Below are 3,224 nucleotides of genomic sequence, written 5' to 3' on the forward strand. Positions count from 1 at the left end.
CGCAACGCGGCGGCCGCCGCGGCCGTGCCCACCGGTGACACGGTGACCACGCAGTGGGGGCCGCTCACCCCCATGGACCGTGACCTCATCATCCGGGTGCGGCTCGCGGGCCTGTGGGAGCTGCCGGCCGGCCAGCAGGCCCTGGAGCGCAGCGGCAGCAAGTCCGTCAGGGAGGCAGCGGACCACCTGATCAAGGGCCACACCGACCTGGACAAGCGGTCCCGGATCATCGCGGCGAAGCTGGGTGTCGAGCTGCCGAACCAGCCCAACGCCCAGCAGCAGGGCTGGCTGGACGAGATGACCGCCGCCAAGACCGAGGCCGAGTACAACAAGACCTGGGCGAACCTGCTGCGGGCCGCGCACGGCAAGATCTTCCCGGCCATCGCCGCCGTGCGGAACAGCACCCGCAACACGCTGGTCCGCCAGCTGGCCTCCGACGCCAACCAGACCGTGCTCGACCACATCACGATCCTGGAGGGGACCGGGGAGATCGACTTCGCTCAGATCGCCGACAACTCGGTCAGCGGTACGGCGAGCCCGACCGGACCGCCGCCGCCGGTGCCGGGGCAGATCGTGCAGCCCGCGCCCGCCGCGGAGCCGTCGACCAACCCCGATGTGAAGTCGACCCCGTCGCCGACCACGCCCGGCGTCGTCAACACCCGTCGTCCGGACCCGGAGGAGCTGAACAAGGACCAGGGCGAACCGGCGATCCAGTAGCCGCCGAAAGCTCAAATGTTGCTCTGAAGGTCCCCTTCTCGGGGTTCGGCTCCGGGCGGCGGGGCCATGACTCCGTCACGCCGGAACACAGGTCCGTCGTAAGGAGACGAACACAGGGTCTGGGTGTGGCCGTGACCGAGGAGGGGACGATGGAGCGGATCAGGCAGCTGGGTACGGGAATCGGATGGCGTCCGGAGATCGAGGACGCCGTCGAGCGCATGGCCGGGTCGGCCGGCGGCGTCGACTGGGTCGAGGTCGTCGCGGAGAACGTCTGCCCCGGCCACATCCCCGAGTCGCTGCTGCGGCTGCGCGAGCGGGGGGTCACGGTCGTGCCGCACGGCGTCTCGCTCGGCCTCGGCGGCGCCGACCGCCCCGACGAGGAGCGGCTGCGGAACCTCGCCGAGCGCGCGGAGGCCCTGGGCGCGCCCCTCGTCACCGAGCACATCGCGTTCGTCCGGGCGGGGGGCGCCCTCACCGCGTCGCCGCGGCTGGAGGCCGGGCATCTGCTGCCGGTGCCGCGCACCCGGGACGCGCTGGACGTGCTGTGCGAGAACGTACGGATCGCCCAGGACGCGCTGCCGGTGCCGCTGGCCCTGGAGAACATCGCGGCGCTGATCAACTGGCCGGGCGAGGAGATGACGGAGGGGCAGTTCCTGTACGACCTCGTCGACCGCACCGGGGTCCGGCTCCTGATCGACGTGGCGAACCTCCACACCAACCACGTCAACCGGGGCGAGGACCCCGCGAAGGCGCTGGACGAGCTGCCGGTCGAGGCCATCGCGTACGTCCATGTCGCGGGCGGTTTCGAGCGGGACGGGGTCTGGCACGACAGCCACGCCCACCCCGTCCCCCAGCAGGTCCTCGACGTCCTCGCCGAGCTCGCCTCACGGGTGAGCCCACCCGGTGTCCTCCTGGAGCGCGACGAGAACTTCCCGGAGCCGGCCGAGCTGGAGCGCGAGCTGGACGCGATCCGGGGGGTGCTGAAGACCGCCGGGACGCAGGGCGGCGCGCCCGCGTCGGACGAGCCGGCCACGACACCAGCCAGCGCACCGGCCGCGTCGGCCGAGTCCGCGGCCGGGTCCGCCCCCGCGGCCGAGCCGGTCACGTCCGCCGAGGAGGTGCCCGGTGGGGAGGGTAAGCCGGTCGCCCGGCAGCGGCTCGGGCTGGCGCAGGCCGCGCTGTTGTCGGCGCTGGTCGCGGGAACGCCGGTGCCCGAGGGGTTCGACCGGGTGCGGCTCGGGGTGCAGTCCCGGGCGCTCGCGGCCAAGCGGGCGGACGTCGTGGGCAAGGTCGCGCCGGAGCTGCCGGTGATCCTGGGCACGTCGTACCGGTCGGCGTTCGTGGCGTACGCGCAGGGCCACCCGATGACCGACGGCTACCGGCGCGACGCCCTGTCCTTCGCCGAGCACCTGCTGCTGGCCGACCGGGTCGAGGACGCGGGCACCCGGCGTGCGCTGCGCGAGTGGTGGCTGGAGCGCTCCGGCCCGGCACCCCTGTCCCGGCGCCCGACGGCGCGGCTGGCCCGTGCGACCCGCAGGGTGCTTTTGCGCCGCTGACCGCCGTGCGCCCCCACGCCGCCCCGCTGCTGGAAGCGAGGCGGCCTCTCGCGCGCCCCCGGTGTGCTGCGATTAACAAACCCATGTCCTGCACACGGGTTTCACGCCCCATTCACTCCGCTTTCACCTGACCTGTCCAGCGGCCCCGGCATCCCATCCGGTGCGATTTATACCGTCCTCAACCTTTCCTCCTCGTACGGCAGTTGGTGCGGACCGGGCAGTAACATGCCGTTCCGTAGGCCAATCCGCACCCGAAACGCACCTGCGTGCGGTGCCGCGAGCAGGAGGCACCATGCGATCCGACAGACGCAGCAAAGGACTGCTCAATGGAACAGGGCTCATCGTCGCCGGGCTGACGGCGACGCTCCTGGCACTGATCTTCCCGATCTGGTCGTACAGCGACCGCTCGGGCACCGGCGTCGACACGCTCAACGCGTCCACCGTGACGACGCAGTACGGCGCGCTGTCCGGGCTGGACCGGGAGTTCATCACCAAGGTCCGGCTGGCGGGGCTGTGGGAGCTGCCCGCCGGGCAGCAGGCCCAGACGAAGGGCACCACCAAGGCCGTACGGACGGCGGGCGAGCACCTCGTCGAGGGGCACACCTTCCTCGACGCCCGGGTCCGCAACGTCGCCGCCCGGCTCGGGCTGGCCCTGCCCAACCAGCCGAACGACCAGCAGAAAGCCTGGCTCAGCACGCTGGACGCGGCGCGGGGCGAGCAGTACGACCGGGAGTTCGCGAACATCCTGCGGACGGCCCACGGCAAGGTGTTCTCCGTCGTCGCCCAGGTCCGCGCCACCACCCGCAACTCGCTGGTCCGCGACCTCGCCGACGACGCCAACACCACCGTCCTCGACCACATCAAGGTCCTGGAGGCCACCGGGCTCGTCGACTACGACGCGATCGCCCGGGACGCGGCTGCCGCGAGCCCCCCGCGTTTCCCCTACGACGC

Annotated in this window: 3 protein-coding genes; all 3 read left to right on the plus strand. The window is 72.3% G+C overall.

The window, feature by feature from the left end; genetic code table 11:
• Window positions 1-717, plus strand: a 717-nt coding sequence (locus AOK23_RS16270; RefSeq protein WP_055713431.1) for a DUF4142 domain-containing protein, incomplete at its 5' end; no start/stop codon positions are given.
• Window positions 718-866: 149 nt separating this feature from the next.
• Window positions 867-2,273, plus strand: coding sequence for an MbnB/TglH/ChrH family RiPP precursor modification enzyme (locus tag AOK23_RS16275; RefSeq protein ID WP_055713433.1), 1,407 nt, complete (start codon window positions 867-869; stop codon window positions 2,271-2,273).
• 292 nt (window positions 2,274-2,565) lie between these two features.
• Window positions 2,566-3,224, plus strand: a 659-nt coding sequence (locus tag AOK23_RS16280; RefSeq protein WP_055713432.1) for a DUF4142 domain-containing protein, incomplete at its 3' end; no start/stop codon positions are given.

The sequence above is a fragment of the Streptomyces torulosus genome (genome assembly GCF_001419765.1).
Classification (GTDB): Bacteria; Actinomycetota; Actinomycetes; order Streptomycetales; family Streptomycetaceae; genus Streptomyces; species Streptomyces torulosus.